The 21,059-nt window shown below is 68.6% G+C and carries 19 protein-coding genes, 1 tRNA gene and 1 riboswitch; of the genes, 12 read left to right on the top strand and 8 right to left on the bottom strand.

The genetic code is table 11. The features are described 5' to 3' along the window. Positions 1-100: 100 nt before the first annotated feature. A complete protein-coding gene (gene carA, locus ASG60_RS20200) occupies positions 101-1,348 on the bottom strand; it encodes a glutamine-hydrolyzing carbamoyl-phosphate synthase small subunit (protein ID WP_056174533.1) in 1,248 nt (415 codons plus the stop codon). Between the two features lie 203 nt (positions 1,349-1,551). Between carA and ASG60_RS20195 the strand changes: the two genes are divergently transcribed. The 3 genes from ASG60_RS20195 (at position 1,552) to rpoD (ending at position 6,218) form a co-directional block, all read left to right on the top strand. Continuing rightward, positions 1,552-2,013 carry a GatB/YqeY domain-containing protein gene (locus ASG60_RS20195; RefSeq protein WP_056174535.1) on the top strand — a complete coding sequence of 154 codons (462 nt, stop codon included), beginning with the start codon at positions 1,552-1,554 and terminating at the stop codon, positions 2,011-2,013. Positions 2,014-2,093: 80 nt separating this feature from the next. Further along, a complete protein-coding gene (gene dnaG / locus ASG60_RS20190) occupies positions 2,094-4,019 on the top strand; it encodes a DNA primase (RefSeq protein ID WP_056387462.1) in 1,926 nt (641 codons plus the stop codon). Between the two features lie 198 nt (positions 4,020-4,217). Next, entirely contained in the window at positions 4,218-6,218 is a 2,001-nt protein-coding gene (rpoD, locus tag ASG60_RS20185) for an RNA polymerase sigma factor RpoD (protein WP_056387458.1), read from the top strand. Between the two features lie 103 nt (positions 6,219-6,321). On the opposite strand, the gene ASG60_RS20180 is transcribed toward rpoD, so the two are convergent. Continuing rightward, positions 6,322-7,458, bottom strand: a complete 1,137-nt coding sequence (locus tag ASG60_RS20180; RefSeq protein WP_056387456.1) for a hypothetical protein — start codon at positions 7,456-7,458, stop codon at positions 6,322-6,324. A gap of 304 nt (positions 7,459-7,762) precedes the next feature. Here ASG60_RS20180 and ASG60_RS20175 point away from each other — a divergent pair, with 304 nt between their 5' ends. The 5 genes from ASG60_RS20175 (at position 7,763) to ASG60_RS20155 (ending at position 12,097) form a co-directional block, all read left to right on the top strand. Beyond that, positions 7,763-9,013, top strand: a complete 1,251-nt coding sequence (locus tag ASG60_RS20175) for an adenylate/guanylate cyclase domain-containing protein (RefSeq protein WP_056174543.1) — start codon at positions 7,763-7,765, stop codon at positions 9,011-9,013. Between the two features lie 47 nt (positions 9,014-9,060). After that, a riboswitch (TPP riboswitch) is annotated at positions 9,061-9,190 on the top strand. Between the two features lie 76 nt (positions 9,191-9,266). Next, positions 9,267-10,475: a glycine oxidase ThiO gene (gene thiO / locus ASG60_RS20170; RefSeq protein WP_056387453.1), complete on the top strand. Its 1,209-nt coding sequence runs from the start codon at positions 9,267-9,269 to the stop codon at positions 10,473-10,475. Continuing rightward, positions 10,472-10,684 (top strand): sulfur carrier protein ThiS, encoded by a 213-nt coding sequence (thiS, locus tag ASG60_RS20165; protein WP_056174546.1) that lies wholly within the window; start codon positions 10,472-10,474, stop codon positions 10,682-10,684. The genes thiO and thiS overlap by 4 nt, the downstream gene beginning before the upstream one ends. A gap of 4 nt (positions 10,685-10,688) precedes the next feature. Continuing rightward, a complete protein-coding gene (locus ASG60_RS20160; protein WP_056387449.1) occupies positions 10,689-11,468 on the top strand; it encodes a thiazole synthase in 780 nt (259 codons plus the stop codon). Further along, positions 11,465-12,097: a thiamine phosphate synthase gene (locus ASG60_RS20155; protein WP_056387447.1), complete on the top strand. Its 633-nt coding sequence runs from the start codon at positions 11,465-11,467 to the stop codon at positions 12,095-12,097. The genes ASG60_RS20160 and ASG60_RS20155 overlap by 4 nt, the downstream gene beginning before the upstream one ends. 67 nt (positions 12,098-12,164) lie before the next feature. Here ASG60_RS20155 and ASG60_RS20150 read toward each other — a convergent pair whose 3' ends face one another. The 6 genes from ASG60_RS20150 to map form a co-directional block, all read right to left on the bottom strand. Next, positions 12,165-12,920 (bottom strand): hypothetical protein, encoded by a 756-nt coding sequence (locus ASG60_RS20150; protein WP_056174552.1) that lies wholly within the window; start codon positions 12,918-12,920, stop codon positions 12,165-12,167. Between the two features lie 37 nt (positions 12,921-12,957). Further along, positions 12,958-13,785: a transglutaminase family protein gene (locus ASG60_RS20145; protein ID WP_056268596.1), complete on the bottom strand. Its 828-nt coding sequence runs from the start codon at positions 13,783-13,785 to the stop codon at positions 12,958-12,960. Between the two features lie 143 nt (positions 13,786-13,928). After that, entirely contained in the window at positions 13,929-14,873 is a 945-nt protein-coding gene (locus ASG60_RS20140; protein WP_056174553.1) for an alpha-E domain-containing protein, read from the bottom strand. 127 nt (positions 14,874-15,000) lie between these two features. Beyond that, complete coding sequence (locus tag ASG60_RS20135) at positions 15,001-16,455, bottom strand: circularly permuted type 2 ATP-grasp protein (protein WP_056174555.1); 1,455 nt, start codon at positions 16,453-16,455, stop codon at positions 15,001-15,003. 181 nt (positions 16,456-16,636) lie between these two features. Then, on the bottom strand, positions 16,637-17,344 hold the full coding sequence (gene radC / locus ASG60_RS20130) for a DNA repair protein RadC (protein WP_056268593.1): 708 nt from the start codon (positions 17,342-17,344) through the stop codon (positions 16,637-16,639). A 39-nt stretch (positions 17,345-17,383) separates the two neighbouring features. Further along, positions 17,384-18,214, bottom strand: a complete 831-nt coding sequence (gene map, locus ASG60_RS20125) for a type I methionyl aminopeptidase (protein ID WP_056387445.1) — start codon at positions 18,212-18,214, stop codon at positions 17,384-17,386. 223 nt (positions 18,215-18,437) lie between these two features. Here map and ASG60_RS20120 point away from each other — a divergent pair, with 223 nt between their 5' ends. The 4 genes from ASG60_RS20120 (at position 18,438) to ASG60_RS20105 (ending at position 21,052) form a co-directional block, all read left to right on the top strand. Next, entirely contained in the window at positions 18,438-18,692 is a 255-nt protein-coding gene (locus tag ASG60_RS20120) for a zinc-finger domain-containing protein (RefSeq protein WP_056174559.1), read from the top strand. Positions 18,693-18,697: 5 nt separating this feature from the next. Further along, positions 18,698-19,891: an FAD-dependent oxidoreductase gene (locus ASG60_RS20115; protein WP_056387677.1), complete on the top strand. Its 1,194-nt coding sequence runs from the start codon at positions 18,698-18,700 to the stop codon at positions 19,889-19,891. A gap of 46 nt (positions 19,892-19,937) precedes the next feature. After that, a tRNA-Leu gene (locus ASG60_RS20110) sits at positions 19,938-20,024 on the top strand. 83 nt (positions 20,025-20,107) lie between these two features. Continuing rightward, a complete protein-coding gene (locus tag ASG60_RS20105) occupies positions 20,108-21,052 on the top strand; it encodes a hypothetical protein (RefSeq protein WP_056387442.1) in 945 nt (314 codons plus the stop codon). The last annotated feature ends 7 nt before the right edge of the window (positions 21,053-21,059 follow it).

Below are 21,059 nucleotides of genomic sequence, written 5' to 3'. Positions count from 1 at the left end.
GGCAATGCCGGACATTTTGTGACGCGCTCCGGTCCATATCGGGGCAGGTGGCTCGCACAGACCGGACTGGAGCGACCCCCGACGCGGCCGGCCGCCGACCTCACTCCGCCACGGCGTGGAGCGTCTCGGGCTTGCCCGCCCGCATCAGGGCGACGAAGCGCTCGAACAGGTAGTGGCTGTCGCGCGGCCCCGGCGAGGCCTCGGGGTGATGCTGCACCGAGAAGGCCGGGCGGTCGGTGAGCGAGAGGCCGCAATTCGAGCCGTCGAACAGCGACACGTGGGTCTCCACCGCGGTTGCCGGCAGGCTCCCCGGATCGACGGCGAAGCCGTGGTTCATCGACACGATCTCGACCTTGCCGGTGGTCTTGTCCTTCACCGGATGGTTGGCGCCGTGGTGGCCTTGCGCCATCTTCACCGTGCGGCCGCCGAGCGCCAGGCCCATGAGCTGGTGCCCGAGGCAGATGCCGAAGGTCGGCACCTTCTCGGACAGGAGTTCGCGGATCACCGGCACGGCGTATTCGCCTGTCGCTGCCGGGTCGCCGGGGCCGTTCGACAGGAACACGCCGTCGGGCTTCATCGCCATGATCTCGGCCGCACTCGTGGTGGCGGGCACCACGGTGACGTCGCAGCCGGCTTGCGCCAGCAGGCGCAGGATGTTGCGCTTCACGCCGTAATCGATGGCCACGACCTTCAGGCCCTGGCCGGCCGGGCGATCGCCGTAGCCGGTCTTCACGCCCCAGGTGGTCTGCGACCAGGCGGAGGTCTCGCGGCTGGTCACCGGCGGCACGAGGTCGAGGCCCTCCATGGGGGCCAAGGCGGCGGCGCGCGCCTTCAGCGCCTCGCGGTCGAAGCTGCCGTCCGGAGCGTTGGCGATGACGGCGTTGGGCATGCCATGGTCGCGGATCAGGGCGGTGAGCGCGCGGGTGTCCACCCCGGTGATGCCCACGATGCCGCGCGCCTTCAGCCAGGCGTCGAGGTGGCTCGACGAGCGCCAGCTCGACGGGTTGGTCACCGCCGAGGCGATGACGGCGCCGCGCACGCCCGAGGCCGGGGCGGCGTCGAGGCTCTCCAGATCCTCGTCGTTGGTGCCGGTGTTGCCGATATGGGGAAACGTGAAGGTGACGATTTGTCCGGCATAGGACGGGTCGGTCAGGATCTCCTGATAGCCGGTCATCGCCGTGTTGAAGCAGACCTCGCCGTCGGCGGCCCCGGTCTGGCCGATGCCGAACCCTTCGAGGATCGTGCCGTCGGCGAGAACCAGGAGGGCGGTGGCGACGGGCTCGGCCCAGGGGGCCGGGGAGGGTGCGGCGGTGGCGGGGTGCGCGCGGGCGCCTTCATCTTGCAGCATCGGCGTGATCTCGCTTATGTCCGGCCGATCCCGGCGCCGTGCGACACGGCGCATGCCGTGCGACACGGCACACGCGGGTGGCTTGTCGTGCGGCGCTCATACCGAGCGGGCGGCGATGGGGTCAATGTGGCCCCACGCACCCACCGGCTCAAGACGCGCGATCCACTCAGCAATTCACAGACCAGCCCGATCAGGAGACTTCCATGCTGCGCGCCCGCCTCACCACCGAGATGAAAGAGGCCATGAAGGCCGGCGACAAGGCGAAACTCGCCACCGTGCGGATGATCCAGGCCGCCCTGAAGGACAAGGACATCGAGGCGCGAGGGCTGGGCAAGGAACAGCCCACCGACGAGGAGATCCTCGCGCTCCTCCAGAAGATGATCAAGCAGCGCAACGAATCGGCCGGCGTCTACGATCAGGGCGGCCGCCCGGAACTCGCCGAGAACGAGCGCGCCGAGGCCGCGATCATTGCCGGGTACCTGCCCCAGCAGATGGACGAGGCCGAGACCCGCGCCGCCATCGAGGCCGCCGTCGCCGAGACGGGCGCCGCCGGCCCCAAGGACATGGGCAAGGTCATCGCGTCCCTGAAGGCGGCCTATGCCGGCCGGATGGATTTCGGCAAGGCGAGCGGGCTGGTGAAAGAGGTGCTGAACGCCAAGGCGTGAGGCGAGGCGGCAGGCCGCGACGCTCAGCGTTCGGGACTCCTTAAGGCCCTTCGGCTAGACTGGGCGGCCGCAGAGGTCCCATGCGCTATCCCCCCCACATCCTCGAAGAGATCCGCGCGCGCCTGCCCGCCTCCGACGTGGTCGGGCGCCGCGTCCGGCTGAAGAAGGCGGGGCGCGAGTGGCGCGGCCTGTCGCCGTTCAACGCCGAGAAATCGCCGTCGTTCTACGTCAACGATCAGAAGCAGTTCTACCACTGCTTCTCGAGCGGAAAACACGGCGACGTGTTCACCTTCCTGATGGAGACGGAAGGGCTGAGCTTTCCCGAGGCCGTCGAGCGCCTGGCCTCGGAGGCCGGCGTCAGCCTGCCGACCCCGAGTGCCGACACCCGGGAAATGGAGACGAAGCGCGCCGGCGCCCTCGACATCATGGAGATGGCGGCCGCGTTCTACGAGGCGCAGCTCGCCGGGAGCGCCGGGATCGAGGCCCGGGCCTATCTCGACCGGCGCCAGCTCGGACTCGACACCCGCGCGCGGTTCCGCCTCGGCTACGCGCCGAACGACCGCTACGCCCTTCGCGATCATCTGGCCGCCAAGGAGGTGTCCAAGGAAATGATGGCCGAGCTCGGCCTGCTCGTGACCGGCGACGACATCAAGGTGCCGTACGACAAGTTTCGCGACCGGGTGATGTTTCCCATCACCGATTCGCGCGGACGCGTCATCGCCTTCGGCGGCCGGGCGATGCAGAAGGACGCCAAGGCGAAGTACATGAACTCGCCGGAGACGCCGCTCTTCCACAAGGGCCAGCTTCTCTACAATCTCCACGGCGCGCGGAAGGCCGCCCACGATCGCGGTACCATCATCGCCGTCGAGGGCTACGTCGACGTCATCGCCATGACGCTGGCGGGCCACCCGAACGCCGTGGCTCCCCTGGGCACCGCGCTGACGGAGGAGCAGGTCGCGCTGCTGTGGCGCCACGGCGACGAGCCGATCCTGTGTTTCGACGGCGACGGCGCCGGTCAGCGCGCCGCCTTTCGGGCGCTGGACGTCGCCCTGCCGGGCCTGACGCCGGGCAAGTCCCTGCGCTTCGCCATGCTGCCCGAGGGGCAGGACCCCGACGACCTCCTGCGCTCCGAGGGCAAGGCCGCCATCGACCGGGTGCTGGAGGGCGCGCGCCCCCTGGTGGAAGTGCTGTGGTCGCGGGCGACCGAGGGCGCGCCCCTCGACACGCCCGAGCGCCGGGCAGGCCTCGCCAAGATCCTGCGCGAGATGGTGGCGGGCATCCGCGACGAGACCGTGCGGGGGTTCTACCGCGACGAGATCGAGGGCCGCCTGCGCGCGCTCTCACCCCAGTCGAACCAGGGCCGACGCGGCCCGTGGGAGCCCCGACAGGGCGGCGGCGGGGGCCGGCCGGCCTACCAGCGGACCCCGCGCCCGGGCGATCCGCCGCCGTCGCCGCGCATCACCACCAAGTTCAACCCGCTCTATGCGGGCGAGACCAACGCCGCCGGCCCCGTGGCGTTTCGCGACCGAGAGGCGATGATCGTGTCGAGCCTCCTCGTCCACCCGGAACTCCTCGGCATCGAGGCGGAGGATCTCGCCGAACTCGAACTCGGCGATTCCGACGCGCAGGCCCTGCGCTCGCTGCTCCTCGACAGCCACGCCGATGCCGGACAGCCCGGCGTCGAGGTCCTGGAGGCCCGCCTGCGGCGCACCGGACTGGTCGAGGCGTCGGAACGACTGGCCACTCATGTGCGCCCCGGGGACCGATGGACCCTTGACGCGCATGCCGATCCCGTGCGTCTCGAAGACGCATTGCGTCAGGCCGTGATCTTGCACCGCAAGTCCGGCGCGCTAAATAGCGAACTTCGCTTGGCGGAACACGCCCTGGCCGAGGACTTCACGGAGGCGAACTTCGCTTGGCTGTGTGACGTGAAGCAACGTATGGCCGTGGTCGCCGGAGCAGAGGCGGAGGAGGACGGGTCCGACGCCGATGCGGCAGCGGGCTAGGCCTTCGAAGGAATGGAATTCTCGCGCCGAAGGCGGCGCATGGTTAACAATCGGTCAAGCGTCTCGCTTGCATACCGGGATCTGAGATCGACGCGGGCGCTTTTCGGCGTTCCGCACACCATATGCATTGCAACGTCGTAGACGCGGAGTGAGCCACACACTCCCGCGCGACATTGCCACGACAACCATAGGCGGACCATGGCGACGAAGGCAACGGAACGGGACGAGACGGATGCTGCCCCCGAGGCACAGACGGACGGGCCGCTTCTCGATCTGACGGATGCCTCCGTCAAGCGGATGGTGAAGCTCGCCAAGAAGCGCGGCTACATCACCTACGAGGAGATCAACGAGGTCCTGCCCGACGGCCAGTCCGATCCCGACCAGATCGAGGACGTACTGTCCCAGCTCTCCGAGATGGGCATCAACGTCGTCGAGGCGGAGGAGACCGAGGAGACCGCCGGCGAGACCAAGGCCAACGGCGAGGCCGGCGAGGACGAGGACGGCGCGGAGGGGACCGAGGTCGCCGAGATCGCGCCGACCAAGGCGCCGGCCGTGCGCGAGACCACGACCAAGGAGCCCACCGACCGTACGGACGATCCCGTGCGGATGTACCTGCGCGAGATGGGCTCCGTGGAGCTGCTGTCGCGCGAGGGCGAAATCGCCATCGCCAAGCGCATCGAGGCGGGCCGCGAGGCGATGATCGCCGGACTGTGCGAGAGCCCACTGACCTTCCAGGCCATCATCATCTGGCGCGACGAACTCGTCGACGGACGGGTGCTCCTGCGCGAGATCATCGACCTCGAAGCCACCTACGCGGGTCCCGACGCCAAGAACGCGATGCAGATCGCGGAAGGCGGCGAGGAAGCCGAGGAGACCGAGGCCGAAACTCCGGCGGCGCCCGAGGGCGACGACGAGGACGACATGGAGAACAACGTCTCCCTGGCGGCCATGGAGACCGAGATCAAGCCGCGCGTCCTCGAGACGTTCGACAACATCGCGAACAACTACAAGAAGCTGCGCAAGCTGCAGAGCGAGCACGCCGAGGTGAAGGCCTCGGGCAAGACCCTGACGGAGGCGCAGGCCGCCAAGCGCGACGAGTTGAAGGACATCGTCGTCACCGACGTGAAGTCCCTCTCGCTCAACGCCAACCGCATCGAGGCCCTGGTCGAGCAGCTCTACGACATCAACAAGCGCCTCATCTCGCATGAGGGCCGCCTGATGCGCTACGCCGAGACCCACGGCGTCGCCCGCGACGAGTTCCTGCGCCACTACCAGGGCTGGGAGCTCGACCCGAACTGGATGGAGCGCGTCGGCAGCCTCGGCGGCCGCGGCTGGAAGAACCTCGTCGAGAAGGGCCAGAAGGAGGTCGTGCGCCTGCGCGAGCAGATCCTGACGCTCGCCTCCGAGACGGGCCTGGAGATCGGCGAGTACCGCAAGATCGTCAACATGGTCCAGAAGGGCGAGCGCGAAGCCCGTCAGGCCAAGAAGGAGATGATCGAAGCGAACCTCCGCCTCGTGATCTCCATCGCCAAGAAGTACACCAACCGCGGCCTGCAGTTCCTGGACCTGATCCAGGAGGGCAACATCGGTTTGATGAAGGCGGTGGACAAGTTCGAGTACCGTCGCGGCTACAAGTTTTCGACCTACGCCACCTGGTGGATTCGCCAGGCGATCACCCGCTCCATCGCCGATCAGGCCCGCACCATCCGCATCCCGGTGCACATGATCGAGACGATCAACAAGATCGTCCGCACCTCGCGCCAGATGCTCCACGAGATCGGCCGCGAGCCGACCCCCGAGGAACTGGCCGAGAAATTGGCCATGCCCCTGGAGAAGGTGCGTAAGGTCCTGAAGATCGCCAAGGAGCCGATCTCCCTCGAAACCCCCATCGGCGACGAGGAGGACAGCCACCTCGGCGACTTCATCGAGGACAAGAACGTCGTCTTGCCCATCGACGCGGCGATCCAGAGCAATCTGCGCGAGACCACGACGCGCGTCCTTGCCTCGCTGACCCCGCGCGAGGAGCGCGTATTGCGCATGCGCTTCGGCATCGGCATGAACACCGACCACACCCTCGAAGAGGTCGGCCAGCAATTCTCGGTGACCCGCGAGCGCATCCGTCAGATCGAGGCGAAGGCCCTGCGCAAGCTCAAGCACCCGAGCCGGTCGCGCAAGCTCCGGAGCTTCCTCGACAACTGAAGTCGTAAAAAGGCGGCCCGGTAGGCCGCCTTTTTCGATTCAATGCATCGCCGTACGTTCAGTCAGCGGCCTTCGGCATGTTGCGCCAAGTCGAACTGTCTCGTCATGCTTTCCGGATGTAACTGATGGCGGCGACCACTCCGCCACGCGGTTCGTTCACCGAGGATTGCAGGAAGTAACCGTCCTTAGTGACTTGCATCGATACTTTCCGGGCATCGTAGAGTCCGCGGAAAACGCTTTCTGGCGTCACGTCGCCGATAACGTCCATGTTTGTTCCATTGTCATTCGTATAGGGGCTCGCGAAGAACAGGGCGATCCGCTTCTTTGTCACCGAGGTGCTGAAAACCATGACGCCCTCGGCGCCGCGTAGCCCGAATTTCTTGTCCGAGAAATAGATCCCGGCGGAAATGAAATTGTCCGGGTCGTCCTTGCCGAAGATGGTGCGATGATTGACCTGCACTTCGGGTGAACTCAAGCCCGACGGATGGTCGGCCATGAAGCTCTTCATGTCGCCATGCGCCATGTAGAGATCGCCTTGGTTGGCACCGGTCAGACCATCGCGCCACTTGTTAACCGTCAGGTTCTCGTCCGTATCGTTCATGACGATTCCGAGGACCTTCTTCGGGTTTTCCAGAAACAGGAACAGGAGCAAACCGACGAGGGCGAAGATGATGACCGAGATGGCAGTCTTCATGCCGAGGCCGGCGATTCCCGCTCGTGCAGCACCGAGGAACGTCGTCCCACCAGCACGATAGGCGTCGATAGCGAGCTTCGTGGCTGCGAGACCGACGCTGAGCACGCCGCCGCCGATGATTTCACCGGCCGCCTGCCCGGGCGTCTTCGCGTTCGAGGCGTTCTCGAACCGCTTCGTCAGCATATAGACATAATCTTTGACGTCGTTCCCCCTGTAACTCAGGATTGTGGGGACGTCCGTGGGTACGATCGTGAAGTTGGGCTCGATGTCCACGTCACTCGCGAGCATCGCGTCCAGGAGCGCGTCTTCGGCTTCGCGGTTGGGGCTGCCCTGATGCCAATCCTCAAGGTAGCCCTCACGCTTCGCCTTATCGAAGATCGCATCGAGCAGTGCCCCGGCGGCACGCTTCTTCTTCTCGGCATATGGGAGATGCGAACGAAGGATAGGTGCGAGGTCGACGTTGAACTGCTTTCGCAGATTGCCGATGACCTCCTCGGCGAACGCAACTTCAGAGAGTTCGAGTAAACGGCTTTCCAAGCGAATCATCACACGCTTCCTTACGTTGAGGTTGCGTTATCGAGATGCAATACAACCTGAGAGAAAACAATCTCAGATTTCATTTCACGTGAGGATTCGACACCGTCGTGATTCGAGGCCTTTCGGGATCGTGCCCATCTCCCCCACCGGAGGTCCTGGGGGAGGCGAGGCGCGGAATTCGAATGGAATTGCAACCGGGGTCCGCAGATTTCACGTTGATCCAACCATCGTTTCCCGGTTGATGGCGGTTCGGAGAGCCGCGCAAAGCGAGCGTCCGGTTGCCGAAGCGCGATCCTTGACCCAACTAGGCCATATGCTCGATCGAGGTCCGCCCCAGTCGCCGCCCACCGCCGAAGCCGACGGATCGGAAGCGAACGACGTTCCGTTCGGCGCCCTGCAGCAATGCGTGGCCCTGCGCGACTGGCTGCTGAGCGAGGGGGCCCGGATGCCCAACGCCGAGGACCTCCTGGCGGGGTTGGCCGAGCGGCTCATCGACCTCGGGGTGCCGGTGGACCGGGCGACCACGGCCATCGACGCCCTGCATTCCGAGTATTCCGGCGTCGGCCGTTTCTGGACCCGCGAATCGGGCTCGACGGTGCGGCTGTTCCCCCATGGCGACGCCTCCGACAAGGCCTACCGCGAGAGCCCGTTCCAGACGGTCCACGAGACCGGGGAGTGGCTGATCCTCGATCTTTCCGAGACGCCGTCCGACGCCTACGCGGTGATCCCCGACCTGAAGGCCGAGGGCTACCGCCACTACATCGTGGCGCCGCTGTTCTTCACCAACGGCACCCGCAACGGCATCACGTTCGCCACACGCAGCGCGGATGGATTTCGCGATGAAGACGTGGCGATCCTGCGCTTCGTCATCCCGACGCTCGCCGCCGTGATGGAGATGCGCAGCATCAACAAGCAGCTCGACCACGTGCTGCGGATCTATGTCGGCGACGAACCGCACAAGGCGATCCTGGCCGGATCGATCCGGCGCGGCCACGTTCAGCGCATCCGCTCGGCGATCCTGTTCGCCGACATGCGCGACTACACCCGCATCTCCGCCGAGATGACCCCGGAAGAAGCGGTGGACCTCCTCAACATCTTCTTCGACTGCCTCGTGCCGGCCATCGAGCGCGAGGGCGGCGAGGTGCTGAAGTACCTCGGCGACGGCCTGCTGGCGATCTTTCGCGAACGGGGCGACGACCTCGGCGGGGCGGCCAAGGGGGCGTTGACGGCGGCCCAGAGCGCGCTCGCGGCCCTCGACGAGGCCAACGGTCTCGGGCGCTTCGCCCAGCCCGTGGCGGCCGGCATCGCGCTCCATCACGGCGAGGCCGCCTACGGCAATGTCGGCTCGGGCGCGCGCCTCGACTTCACGGTCATCGGCCGCGATGTCAACCTCGCGAGCCGCCTCGCCCGCCTCAACAGGACGCTCGGCGAGCCCCTGCTGATGTCCAAGCCCTTCGTGGATTTCCTCTGGGGCGATCCGGTCTCCCTCGGCACCCACGCCCTCGACGGGTTCGCCGAGCCCATGGGGGTGTTCCGTCCCGGACGGCCGGCCGCGACGGTGTGACGAGGCGCGCGGGGTGTTGACCGGAGGGCCGTCCCGGCCCACATCGGTGGTGTTCCAGGGAGATCCCCGGCAAGGGGCTGAGAAACCGATGAGCGGCCTGCGTGCGGGCGGCGGCGCGGAAATCCTTCGAACCTGAACCGGTTCATACCGGCGTAGGGATTGGACCGCCGTGTTTGCCCGCCCGAGTTCGGCGGGCTCCGCTCAGAAGCGCACCGGCCCCACACCCCCTGCGTCCGTCGCGGAGGTTGTCCAGGTGATCGTTCCCAGCCGACCCATCGATCTCAGGCGCTCACCCGCCGCCGCCCGGGCGCAATCCGCCCTGCCGGCCCGCTGCGATGTCGCCATCGTCGGCGGCGGCCTCATCGGCCTGTCCATCGCCTGGCGCCTCGCGGAACGCGGACGCGCCGTCACCGTCGTCGAGCGCGAGACCGTCGGCGCGGGGGCGAGCCTCGCCGCCACCGGCATGCTGGCGCCGGCCGCCGAGCACGAACCCGGCTCCGACCCGCTGCTGCCCTTGGCCCTGGAGAGCCTGTCGCGCTGGCCGGGGTTTCGCGACGCCCTGCAGGCGGCGTCGGGCGTCGACATCGACTACCGGGAGGAGGGCACCCTGGTGCTCGCCATCGGCCGCGACGAGGTCGAGCGCCTGCGCTTTCGCCACGACCTGCAGGTCCGCTCGGGCCTCGAGGCCACGTGGCTGTCCGGGCCGCAGGTGAGGGCCCGCGAGCCGGCCCTGCGCCCGGCCGTCACCGCCGGCCTCTACTGTCCCCACGATCATCAGGTCGATCCGAGCCGGGTCATGGCCGCCCTGGTGCGGGCCTGCACGGCCGCGGGCGTCACCATCGTGGAGAATTGCTCCGTCGAAGCCCTGGACTGGGCGGGCGACCGGGTCACGGGGCTCCTGACCGGCCAGGGCCGGCTCGCGGCCGAGACCGTGATCCTCGCCGCCGGCGCCTGGAGCGGGCAGACCGGGCTGCTCCCCGATGCCCTGGCCCTGCCGGTGCGTCCCCTGAAGGGCCAGTCGCTGGCGCTGCGCACCACCGCCCGCACCGGAACCCTCACCCATATGGTATGGACCGAGCAGATCCACATGGCCCCGAAGAGCGACGGCCACCTCATCGTCGGGGCGACGGTGGAGGATTGCGGCTTCACCCCCGGCGTCACGGCGGGCGGCCTCTACGCCCTGTTGGAAGGGGCGCGCCGCGTCCTGCCCGGCATCGAGGAGATGGCCGTCGAGGCCGTGTGGAGCGGCTACCGCCCGACCTCCGACGACGACGCGCCGATCATCGACACCCTGGCCCCCGGCCTCGTCGCGGCAACGGGCCACCACCGCAACGGCTACCTCCTGGCGCCCGCCACCGCCGACGCCGTCGCGGCCCTGCTGACGGACGGCGCCGTGCCGGACTACGCCAGCGCCTTCGGCCGCGCCCGCTTCGCCCCGGCCGAGACGAGGGCGCGCGCATGAAACTCATCCTCAACGGCCGGCCCCACGAGAGCGCGGCGCGCGACCTCGACGCCCTGTTCCGGATCGAGGCCGAGGAGACCGGGATCGAAAGCCCACAGGGCATCGCCATCGCCCTCAACGGCGCGGTTATCCGCCGCCGGGACTGGGAAACGACGCAACTCGAAGAGGGCGACCGCGTCGAGATCGTCCGCGCCATGCAGGGAGGCTGAAACCATGACCGAACCCCACGACGATCCCCTCGTCATCGCCGGCATCACCCTGGGCTCGCGCCTGTTCATCGGTACGGCGAGCTATCCCACCCAATCCATCATGGCCGAATCCGTGGCGGCGTCGGGCGCCGAGGTGGTGACCGCCTCAATCCGCCGGGTCTCGCTCCAGGGCCACGGCTCGGACACGGTCAGCAAGCTCAAGGGCTACCGCTTCCTGCCCAACACCGCCGGCTGCGAGACGGCGCGCGACGCGATCATGACCGCCGAACTCGCCCGCGAGGCCCTCGACACGACGTGGATCAAGGTCGAGGTCATCGGCGACCGCGAGACCCTGTACCCGGACGTCGCCGAATTGCTGGAGGCCTGCCGCCACCTCGTGGAGGACGGCTTCACCGTGCTGCCCTATTGCAACGACGATCCGGTGGTGTGCCAGCGCCTGGCCGACATCGGCTGCGCCGCCGTGATGCCCATGGGCTCGCTCATCGGCTCCGGCATGGGTGTGGCGAACCCGGCCAACCTCGAACTGATCTGTCGGCGCTCGCCCGTGCCCGTCATCGTCGATGCCGGCATCGGCACGGCGTCGGACGCCGTCATCGCCATGGAGCTCGGGGCCGCCGGCTGCCTCCTCAACACGGCGGTGGCGAAGGCCGACGATCCCGTGCGCATGGCCCGCGCCATGGGCCACGCCGTCGCGGCCGGCCGCCTCGCGCACCGCGCCGGCCGCATTCCTCGGCGCGGCCGGGCCGAACCGTCGAGCCCGCAGCTCGGCCTCGTCGGCTCGTGAGGGCGCCGCCGTCGCCGCTCCTCGTGGTGACGGACCGGACCCTGGTCCCCGGTGGGGAGCAGGACCTCGTCGCCCGGATCGACGCGCTCCTCGCGGGCGGCGCCCGCTGGGTCTGGTTTCGCGAGCGCGACCTGGCGCCGGCCCCGCGCGAAACCCTGGCGCGCGCGCTGCTGGAGCGGGTGCGCGCCTGGGGCGGTGTCCTGAGCATCGGCGCAAGCGCGGCCTTCGCGGCGGATCTCGGGGCGGACGGCGTCCACCTGCCCGGCGGGGCGACACCGGCCGATTTCGCGGCGGCGCGGGGTCGGTTGCCCGACGGCTTGATCGGAGTCTCGGCCCATTCGATCGGGGAGGTCGAGGCGGCCGCGCGGCATGGCGCGGACTACGCCACCCTGAGCCCGATCTTCGCGACATCGAGCAAGCCCGGCTACGGCCCGGCCCTGGGGCCGGAGGCCATGCGGGCGGCGAAAGCGTGCGGGCTGCCGGTCATCGCCCTCGGGGGTATCATGGGCGAGAGGGTCAGGCCCTGCCGGGCGGCAGGGGCCGCCGGGATCGCCGTCATGGGCGGCCTGATGCGCAGCCGCGACCCGGCGGGCGACGTGGGCGCTTTGCTCGGAGCCTGGAAGACCTGACGCGTCGGGGAGCGTCTCCCACCCCCTCGTGGGGGAGGGCCGAACGCGATGCGAAACTCGAAAAAATCTACTTCGGGTCGGCGGCCGGGCCGTAGGGCGGACGCGGGATCGCCCGGTGAGCGGCGCGCAGGGCCGCCGACCAGCGTTCGCGCAGATCGTGGAAGTAGCCTTCGCCCGCCTCGATGCGGTGGTTGACCTCGAGGGTGAGGGCGTCGCGGCGGACCAGGGCGATGTCGATGGGCAGGCCGACGCCGAGGTTGGACCGCATGGTCGAATCCATCGAGACGAGGCCGACCTTGAGGGCGTCGTAAAGATCGGTCTCGTATTTCACCGCCCGGTCGAGGATCGGCTTGCCGTACTTGTGCTCGCCGATCTGCAGGAACGGCGCGTCGCCGCTGCATTCGATGAAATTGCCGGCGGCGTAGATGAGGTACAGCTTCATCGGGTCGGTGCCGATCTGGCCGCCGAACAGCAGCGAAACGGAGAAGCGCAGGTTCGCCGCCTCGAACCCGGCCTTCTCGATCTCGCGCACCCGGCGGATGGCGCGGCCGACGAGCTGGGCGGCCTGGAACATGGTCGGTGCCTCGACGAGCTTCATCTTGGCCTCGCCGGCATCGCCCTCGACGCCCTCGGAGAGCAGGCTCAGGACCGACTGGGTGATGGAGAGGTTGCCGGCGGACGCCAGCATCATCACCCGCTCGCCCGGCACGTTGAAGTGGTGGAGCTTGCGGTAGGTGGAGATGTCGTCGAGGCCCGCGTTGGTGCGGGTATCGGCGATCATCACCAAGCCGTCCTCGACCAGGACACCGACGCAGTAGGTCATCGTTTCAGCTTTCTTCGTGCCCGAACGCCCCGTATCGTCAGGACTGGACCGTCGCCTGTGCTTGCTCGACGCGGAGCTTCACGTCGAGGGTTTCCGTACCGCCACCCATGCGGCTGCCGCGGATCGGAGCCGCGCCGAGGTAGTCGAGCCCCACGGCGACGCGGATATGCGCCTCCGTGGTGGCGATGCCGTGGGCGGGGTCGAAGCCGACCCAGCCGAGGTTCGGCACCAGGGATTCGACCCAGGAATGACCCGCCTCCTGGTCGACCATGCCGTCGTCCCGGTGGAAGTAGCCCGAGACGTAGCGGGTCGGGATCTCGAGGTGGCGTGCCGCGGCGATGAAGATGTGCGTCAGATCCTGGCAGACGCCCTTCGCCTGCTCGAACGACTGCGCCGCCGTGGTGCTGGCGCTGGTCGGGCCGGGCTCGAACACCACCTTGTCGTGCACGGCGGCGAGCAGGCGGTGGAGGCAGGGCAGGGGCGAGGCGTCGCCCGCCTCCCGGACCGCGCGGGCGAAGGCCTGGATCGGCTCGCTCGCCAGAGCGAGATCGGAATCGCGCAGGTAGAACTCGTCGGGCAGTCGCTCGACGGTGCCGCGCACCACGCCGTGCATCTCGTTGGTATCGACCTCGCCGGTGACCCGGATGGTGAGGGATTCGGCCGGCTCGTCGGCGGTGAACCAGTGCACCACGTTGCCGAATCCGTCCTCGCGCTCGCTGATCCGGCCGTCGATGGACGGCTCGATGCGCCAGCGCCGGACATATTGGCCGTCATGGTCGCGCGGCCGCAGGCGCAGGACCTGGATCAGGTTCCGGGCGGGATGCTCGTAGGTGTAGTTGGTCTCATGAAAGACGCGGATTCGCATGAGGGCGGCCTTTGCGCGGGTCCGGGCAGAGCCCGCCACCCCTAAGCATCATTCCCCGACGTGTCACACGGTTCGAGGCGAACCGGGATAAGTCGACGGATTTCGAGGCGGGTGTCACGTCGGCGGCGCCACGTGACACCCGCTCAGACGAGATATTGCTCGATCACCGCCGCGCCGAGGCGGTTGTTCTCGGCGATAAACGCCGTGACGAATTCGTGCAGCCCCGACGTGAAGATCCGGTCGATGTTCTCGCCCTCCAGCCGCGCCAGGGTGTTGCTGGCGAAACGTTGGCTGGCCCCGCGCCGCCCGTAGGCGTCGGCGATGAGGTCGAGGTGTTCCACGAGCATGCCGTAGCAGTTGTGCAGCGAGCGCGGCATCTGGCGGTTGAGGATGAGGAGATCGGCCACCAACAGGGGCTTCACGCTCTCGCGGTAGACCCAGTGATAGGCGTTGAAGGCCGAGACCTCGCGCAGGATAGTGGTCCACTGGAAGTAGTCGAGGCTGCCGCCGACGCGCTCGGTGGCGGGCAGGAGGATCCGGTACTTCACGTCGAGGATGCGGGCGGTGTTGTCGGCCCGCTCGATGGCGGTGCCGAGGCGAGTGAACCAGTAGGCGTCGTTGCGCAGCATGGTGCGGTAGGCCGAACCGTCGAAGGCCAGGGACACGCCCTTCACCCATTCGAGGAAGCGGGAGAACTCGTCGCGGTTGAGGTCGCGCCCCTCGTAGTTGCGCAGCTCCAGCCAGGCGCCGTTGATGGCGTCCCACATCTCGGTGGTCAGGGCCGTGCGGACGCTGCGGGCGTTCTCGCGCGCCGTCTCGATGCAGGAGCGGATCGAGGACGGGTTGTGCGGACTGAAGGCGAGGAAGTCGCAGACCGTGGCCTCGGTGACGCCGTCGTAGAGCGGCTTGAACACTTCCGGATCGCCGGCCGACGCCAGGGCCGAGGCCCATTCGTTGGTCTCGCCGCCGCCGTAGCTCGACGGCAGGGCCGCGAGCCGATGCGCCGCGTCGAGGATGCGGGCGACGAACTCGGCCCGCTCGACGTAGCGCGAGAGCCAGTACAGGTTGTCTGCGGTCCGGGAGAGCATGGGCTTCCGTTGAGGCGCGGCCACCCGCGACGCGCGCGGGAACCGTTGGGCTGAAGGGACTATGCGGAGGCGATAACGGGTTGGGAAGCGCGCAGGACCCGTGCCGCATTCGGACGGGAGGGGATTGTCAGGCGTCGAGGACCCAGGTGTCCTTGGTGCCGCCGCCCTGGCTCGAATTGACCACGAGGGACCCTTCCTTCAGGGCGACGCGGGTGAGGCCGCCGGGCACGATGCGGATCTCGTCGGAGCCGCACAGCACGAACGGGCGCAGGTCGACGTGGCGCGGCGCGACCCCGGAGGCGACGAAGGTCGGGCAGGTGGAGAGGGCGAGGGTCGGTTGGGCGATGAAGCCGTCGGGTGCGTGCTTCAGCTTGCGCCCGAACTCCTCGATCTCGCGCTTCGTCGCGTGCGGGCCGACGAGCATGCCGTAGCCGCCCGAGCCGTTGACCTCCTTCACCACGAGGTCCTTGAGGTTGTCCATGACGTAGGCGAACGCCTCCTTCTCGCGGCAGCGATAGGTCGGCACGTTGTGCAGGATCGGCTCCTCGCCGGTGAAGAACCGCACGATCTCGGGCATGTAGCTGTAGACCGCCTTGTCGTCGGCGATGCCGGTGCCGACGGCGTTGGCCAGCGTTACGGTCCCGCGCTCGTAGGCGTTCATGAGGCCGGGCACGCCGAGCACCGAGTCGGGGCGGAACACCAGGGGGTCGAGGAAGTCGTCGTCGAGGCGGCGGTAGAGCACGTCGACCCGGCGCGGCCCCTCGGTGGTGCGCATGTAGACCACGTCGTCCTTGGTGAAGAGGTCGGAGGCCTCCACCAGGTCGACGCCGAGCTTGTCGGCGAGGAACGAGTGTTCGTAGAATGCCGAATTGTAGCGGCCGGGCGTCAGCAGGGCGACGGTGGGGTCCCGCGTCGCGGTGGATGGCGCCAGGGACCGCAGGGTCGCCAGCAGGGCGTCGGGATAGTTCTCCACGGGGGCCACGCGGTGGCGTGAGAACAGCTCCGGGAACAGCCGCAGCATCACCTCGCGGTTCTCCAGCATGTAGGAGACGCCGGACGGCGTGCGGGCGTTGTCCTCCAGCACGAAGAAGTCGTTCTCGCCGGTGCGGACGATGTCGATGCCGGCGATGTGGACGTAGAGGTCGTGCGGCACCTTGAAGGCGCGCATCTCCATCCGGTAGTGCGGGTTGCGGTAGACGAGATCAGCCGGGATGATGCCGGCCTTGATGCATTCCTGGGCGCCGTAGATGTCCTTCAGGAACGCGTTGATGGCGGTGACGCGCTGCTTGAGGCCGCGTTCGAGGAAGCTCCACTCCGGCTTGGTGATGACCCGGGGGATGATGTCGAACGGGATCAGCCGCTCGGTGGATTCGTTGGCGCCGTAGACCGCGAAGGTGATGCCGATGCGGCGGAACAGCATCTCAGCCTGGCTGCGACGGGTGTTGAAATGCTCCGGCGGCGTGGTGTCGAGCCACGATTTCAGGCTGTTGTACGCCTCGCGCACGGCCGCATCGTTGAGCGTCCCTTCCTTCAGGATCCCGTCCGGGAACCCGGTCATCTCGTCGAACGCAGCGAGCGCCATGTGCGCCTCCCCTTAAACGCCAAGTTCCAGGCAAGAGGCGCGCCAGGGGCGGACCGACCGGCCGTTCGAGGTCTCGACGGACCCCTTCGAGGGTACGCTAACACGCGGAACGCGAGGCGGCACGGTGTCTCTCACGAAACGTGAAGGCGTCGAGGGCCGGATGTTTCGCGGGGGGTGACGGTCAGATCAGCTTCAGGCCCTTGAAGCTCGCATGGCCCTCGCGCCCGAGGATCACGTGGTCGTGAACCACGATCCCGAGGGGATCGAGCACGCCGACGATGTCGCGGGTCATGCGGATGTCCGCCGCCGACGGGGTCGGGTCGCCGGAGGGATGGTTGTGAGCGAGGATGATGGCGGTGGCGGAGAGTTCCAGGGCGCGCCGCGCCACCTCGCGGGGATAGACCGGCGTGTGGTCGACGGTGCCGCGCCCCTGGACCTCGTCGGCGAGGAGGTGGTTGCGCCGGTCGAGGAACAGCACACGGAACTGCTCGCGCGCCGCGAACGCCATGGTGGCCCGGCAATATTCGAGCACGGCGCTCCACGACGACAGCAGCGGCCGGGCCGCGATGGCGCCCCGCGCCAGCCGATGGCCCGCCGCTTCGATGAGCTTCAGGTCGGCGATGACCCCGGCGCCGATGCCTTCGATTTCGGCAAGCCGGGCCGGTTCGGCGGAAATCACCTCGGCGAAGCTGCCGAACCGGCGGATCAGCGCCTTCGCCAGGGGCTTCACGTCGCGCCGGGGAATGGCGCGAAACAAGGCAAGTTCGAGGAGCTCGTAATCCGGCAGCGCGTCGGCGCCCCCTTGGGCGAAGCGGGCGCGCAGGCGGTCGCGGTGCCCGAGGTAATGAGGCTCGGCCGCCTCGGTCCCGGTCGCCTCGCCGGCCGGCAGGGGAGGGTCGGACGGTCGGCGGGCGCTCACGGGACCGGCTCAGGCCGCCGGATTGACCGGCTGGTGCAGGCCCTTCGGCGAGAAAGTGAAGATCTCGGCCCCCGTCTCCGTCACCGCCACCGTGTGCTCGAACTGGGCCGAGAGCGAGCGGTCCCGCGTCACCGCCGTCCACCCGTCGGACAGCACCTTCACGGCGGGGCGGCCGAGGTTGATCATCGGCTCCACGGTGAAGAACTGGCCGGGCTTGAACGTCACGTCGTAGCTCGGCTCGGCGTAGTGCAGGATGGTGGGCGCGTCGTGGTAGGTGCGCCCCAGCCCGTGGCCGCAGAAGTCGCGCACCACGGAGCAGCGCTCGGCCTCGGCATAGCTCTGGATCGCCCGGCCGATATCCGTGGTCGAACCGCCGGGCTTGATCGCCGCGATGCCGCGCATGAGGCATTCGTGGGTGATCTCGCACAGGCGCTGGGCCTTGCGCGACACCTCGCCGACATAGGCCATGCGGCTCGAATCGCCGTGCCAGCCGTCGACGATGAGGCAGATGTCGAGGTTGACGATGTCGCCCTCGCGCAGGGGCTTGTCGTTGGGAATGCCGTGGCAGACCACGTGGTTGATCGAGGTGCAGATCGATTTCGGGTAGCCGCGGTACAGCAGGGAGGCCGGGTAGGCGCCGTGGTCCATGGCGAAGGTGTAGGCAAGGTCGTCGAGGGCCTCCGTGGTCACGCCCGGCGCCACGGCCTCCATCAGCACGTCGAGGGCTTCCGCCGTCAGGCGCCCGGCCTTGCGCATGCCCGCGAACCCCTCCAGCCCGTGGATGGGCGGCTCGGGCGAACGTCGTCCGGTCTCGGAGACGGCCTGATCGTTCTGCGTCATGGGCGGGCGTTTCGTGGCTGGCCGGGAAAGATCCTCTGTACGACCCCGCGCCCGCGAGGCCAACCCTTGCGCGAAGCCAACCCTCGCGCGAGGCCAACCCCGCCCCGAAGGAAGACCGGCGTTCGGGCCGGGCTAGGCGCCGGGCCGGGGAGGGGCTAGACACCGTGTCTCCAAGAACGGGCGCCCGGACGGGTTTCGACGGGCCGGCAGGCAGGACGGGACGATGGCTGACAAGGCGGTGCCGCACTTCCACAACGACCTCGGGGTCGCGGTGATCCATGTCGGGTCGCGGGAGTTCATGTGCATCGGCGCGCGCCCGCCCTTCGACCATCCGCACGTGTTCCTCGACATGGGCACGGACGACGAGATCATCTGCCAGTACTGCTCGACGCTCTATCGCCACCGTCCGGGCCTGAAGGCCGGTACCGCCGACCCGGCGGCCTGCGTGTGGGACGACCGGACCCCGGCCGCCGCCTGAGCGCCGTGTCCTCCGTCGGTCCGAGTCGGATCGCCATCGTCGGCGCCGGGATCGGCGGCCTCACGGCGGCCCTCGCCCTGGACGCGGCCGGCCACGAGGTCACCCTCGTGGAGCGCCGCACCGGATTCAGCGAGGTCGGCGCCGGCCTCCAGCTCTCGCCCAACGCCAGCCGCGTGCTCATCGGCCTCGGCCTCGGAGCGGCCCTGCGCCGGGCCGCGAGCGAGCCCCCGGGCGTGGTGGTGCGGGCGCTCGCGGACGGGCGCCAGCTCGGCGCGATTCCCCTCGGCCCCGCGCATCGTGAAAATTTCGGCGCGCCCTACTACGTGATCCATCGGGCCGATCTGCAGACCCTGCTCCTCGATGCCGTGCGGGGTCGTGCCGGCATCCGCCTGCTCATGGGCCGCGACGTCACCGGCCTCGTGGAAACCCGGGACGGCGTCAGCCTTACCCTGGAAAGCCACCAGGGCGCCCGCTCCGAGACCTACGTGGCCGACCTCGCGGTGGGCGCAGACGGGGTGCGCTCGCGCCTGCGCGGCCACCTCGACGCGGTTCCCCTGCGCCCGTGGCGCGCCGCCGCCTGGCGGGCCCTGGTGCCGCGCGAGGCGGTGCCGCCCGAACTCGCGGCCGACGCCACCGGGCTGTGGCTCGGCCGCGACCGCCACGTGGTGCACTATCCGATCCGCGGCGGCAGCCACCTCAACGTCGTCGCCGTGGTGCCGGAGCGCGCCGGGACCGACGATTGGGGCCAGCTCGGCGAACCGGCGGTCCTGCGCGCCCGCTTCCCCGATGCGGCGCCTGCGCTGGCCGCGCTCCTCAGCGTGCCGGATTCGTGGCTGGTGTGGTCGCTCGTCGACCGTCCGCCGGCCAAGCCCCTGGCGCGCGGACGCGTCGCGCTCCTGGGCGATGCCGGCCATCCGATCCTGCCGTTCCTGGCGCAGGGCGCGGCGCTCGCCATCGAGGATGCGGCGATCCTGGCGGCCTGCCTCGGCACGGCCCCGGTGCCGGAGGCGCTCGCCGCCTACGCCAAGGCGCGCCGGGCCCGGGTGCGCAAGGTCCGCGCGGCGGCCCGCGCCAACGGCCGCAGCTACCATGCCGGTCCCCTCGTCGGCCGCGTGCGCAACATGGTGATGCGCCGCCTCGGTCCCGCCGGCATGACCCGGCGCTACCGCTGGCTCTACGGCTGGACGCCGGGAGGGTGAATGTCTTGATCTCGGACGCCCGCCCCGCTACCGCAGGAACCGGTATGCGGACGTGGCGAAACCGGTAGACGCACGAGACTTAAAATCTTGCGGCCGCAAGGCTGTGCGGGTTCGAGTCCCGCCGTCCGCACCAATACGTTGAAATCGTGAACGATGCCAGTAAGATGCTGGCACAAAGGTGTTTTTCGGCGCCCCTCGCTACAAAGGGCGCTACAAATGGCCGTTCCGATGACCTCCCTAAGCCGTGCCCCAAACGGGGATTGGTTCGCCCGCAAGGGCATCCCGAAGGACATCCGAGACGCCTACAGGAAGGCGTTCGGCGTCTCACAGGAGGAGCGTTTCCGTCGCCCTGGAAGCCTGTCCACGGGCAGTGCGAAGGTTGAACTGCGGGACTGGGACGCGACCGTGACGGGCCGTATCGAGGCCCTGAGAGCCGCTGCACGGGGCGAAGGCGTTGGACTGACGCATCGTGAGGCCCATGCTCTCGTTGGCCGCTGGTATGCGTGGTTCGTGGCAGGACGCGAACAGGAGCCGGGGCAGCCAGGGGAATGGGACTATCTCGCTGGACAGCTTCAGGACGCCCGAGAAGCCTTCACGACACAGATCGGTGCACCGGGGGAGGAGGAGGAGCACGAGACCTCGGCCACTCGACGGCGGGTCCGGGCAGTGGTGGCTGAGCTAGGAAGGGTCCCAACCTTTCTGGGGGAACAGGGCCTCAACCTCACACAGGAAGCCTCCGACGCCCTTCTCGACCTACTGGACCCCGAACTGCTGGCGGCCATTCATGCCCTCAGGAGACGCGCTGACGGCGACTATACAGCCGACGCCCGACCCCTTCGGCACCCCGAGGCGAGACAGGCTCAAGCCCCAAAGCAGTCCGGCCTATCCTGCTGGTCGTTGTTCGAGGCGTGGGTCACCGAACGTCGGCCCGGTGCGTCCACGGTGAACCGCTGGCGAGCTGTGTTCCGGGGGCTTGAGGAGCACTTCGAAGGCCGAGACATCGGGGCCATCAGCGCGGATGACGCGGTCGCCTGGAAGAACACTCTCGTGACTGACGTGACTGGCTGGCTTTGGACCGGGCTGATTGAGAGGATCAGCCAGGACCGAAGGAGCTGGACATGCGGCGAGGTCAGAAGACGGGTGCGGAGCAGGTGGTGCTGAAGCTTCG

Origin of the sequence: Methylobacterium sp. Leaf469 (assembly GCF_001424745.1) — a bacterium.
Classification (GTDB): Bacteria; Pseudomonadota; Alphaproteobacteria; order Rhizobiales; family Beijerinckiaceae; genus Methylobacterium.
Note: the sequence above shows the minus strand (reverse complement) of the source record. Positions and strands in the feature narration are given on the sequence as shown.

Coding starts and splice junctions, on each gene's coding strand:
- ASG60_RS20180 (WP_056387456.1), bottom strand. CDS start 7,458: ATGATTCGCTTGGAAAGCCGTTTACTCGAACTCTCTGAAGTTGCGTTC.
- thiS (WP_056174546.1), top strand. CDS start 10,472: ATGAAACTCATCCTCAACGGCCGGCCCCACGAGAGCGCGGCGCGCGAC.
- ASG60_RS20160 (WP_056387449.1), top strand. CDS start 10,689: ATGACCGAACCCCACGACGATCCCCTCGTCATCGCCGGCATCACCCTG.
- ASG60_RS20135 (WP_056174555.1), bottom strand. CDS start 16,455: ATGGCGCTCGCTGCGTTCGACGAGATGACCGGGTTCCCGGACGGGATC.
- ASG60_RS20140 (WP_056174553.1), bottom strand. CDS start 14,873: ATGCTCTCCCGGACCGCAGACAACCTGTACTGGCTCTCGCGCTACGTC.
- carA (WP_056174533.1), bottom strand. CDS start 1,348: ATGCTGCAAGATGAAGGCGCCCGCGCGCACCCCGCCACCGCCGCACCC.
- ASG60_RS20195 (WP_056174535.1), top strand. CDS start 1,552: ATGCTGCGCGCCCGCCTCACCACCGAGATGAAAGAGGCCATGAAGGCC.
- rpoD (WP_056387458.1), top strand. CDS start 4,218: ATGGCGACGAAGGCAACGGAACGGGACGAGACGGATGCTGCCCCCGAG.
- ASG60_RS20150 (WP_056174552.1), bottom strand. CDS start 12,920: ATGACCTACTGCGTCGGTGTCCTGGTCGAGGACGGCTTGGTGATGATC.
- ASG60_RS20105 (WP_056387442.1), top strand. CDS start 20,108: ATGGCCGTTCCGATGACCTCCCTAAGCCGTGCCCCAAACGGGGATTGG.
- ASG60_RS20145 (WP_056268596.1), bottom strand. CDS start 13,785: ATGCGAATCCGCGTCTTTCATGAGACCAACTACACCTACGAGCATCCC.
- map (WP_056387445.1), bottom strand. CDS start 18,214: ATGACGCAGAACGATCAGGCCGTCTCCGAGACCGGACGACGTTCGCCC.
- ASG60_RS20120 (WP_056174559.1), top strand. CDS start 18,438: ATGGCTGACAAGGCGGTGCCGCACTTCCACAACGACCTCGGGGTCGCG.
- dnaG (WP_056387462.1), top strand. CDS start 2,094: ATGCGCTATCCCCCCCACATCCTCGAAGAGATCCGCGCGCGCCTGCCC.
- ASG60_RS20175 (WP_056174543.1), top strand. CDS start 7,763: ATGCTCGATCGAGGTCCGCCCCAGTCGCCGCCCACCGCCGAAGCCGAC.